The following is an 875-nucleotide window of genomic DNA, read 5'->3' as shown; positions in this document are numbered from 1 at the left end:
CTAGGGCGTGTCTCCCTTATCCGGGGTGAGGTGGGCGTCAGGCTGTGGCCATGAGCGTGTCGGCGTCGCGGTTCGAGGTGTTCACTGACGAGGAGTGGGCGCGGATCGAGCCGTTGTTGCCCTCGAACGTGGGTAGGCGCGGTCATCCGTTCGGCGGGCACCGGCGGGTGGTCGAGGGCATGGCGTATCGGTTCCGGACCGGGATCCCGTGGCGTGACCTGCCGCGCGAGCCGTTCGGTCCGTGGCAGACGGTGTGGAAGCGGCACCGCCGGTACGCCGGCGACGGTACGTGGGACCGGGTGCTGGGGCACCTGTTGGCCGAGGCCGACGCCGCGGGGAAGATCGACTGGGACGTGTCGGTGGACGCCACGATCGCTCGGGCGCACCAGCACGCGACGAATACCAAGCGCCCCGACCAGGACACAGGGGGCAGCGTCGAATCACAAGAATCTGCCCCTGGACGAGGTTGAACCTGCAGGTCACGGCGTCGGGCGGTCTCGTGGGGGGCTGACGACCAAGATCCACCACGCCGTCGACGGGAAGGGTCGACCGCTGGCCGTCGTGGTCACCGGTGGGCAACGCAACGACGGGGCGATGCTCGCCGAGGTGCTTGCCGACATCTACGTCCCCCGCCTCGGCGCTGGCCGACCACGCACCCGCCCCGACATGGTGATCGGCGACAAGGCGTACTCCACCGGCGTGATCCGCACCGAGCTGCGCCGACGCGGGATCAAGGCCGTCATTCCCGAGAAGAGCGACCAGATCGCGGCTCGAAAACGCCGCGGCGCCAAGGGCGGACGCCCACCGACGTTCGACAAGAACGCCTACCGCGGCCGCAACGTCGTCGAACGCTCCTTCGTCCACGCCAAGCAGTG

1 protein-coding gene is annotated in these 875 nt (G+C 69.4%); it reads left to right on the top strand.

Annotated features, from left to right (window positions below):
* Positions 1-50 precede the first annotated feature (50 nt).
* A protein-coding gene (locus tag HIR71_RS16285) for an IS5 family transposase (RefSeq protein ID WP_249051952.1) occupies positions 51-875 on the top strand; the annotation gives its coding sequence in 2 pieces (ribosomal slippage) (positions 51-425 and positions 427-875; 824 coding nt annotated over the 2 pieces). This gene is flagged as partial in the annotation.

The organism is Cellulomonas fimi, assembly GCF_012952065.1.
GTDB lineage: Bacteria > Actinomycetota > Actinomycetes > Actinomycetales > Cellulomonadaceae > Pengzhenrongella > Pengzhenrongella fimi_A.
This window is presented reverse-complemented; position numbering and strand designations above follow the sequence as displayed.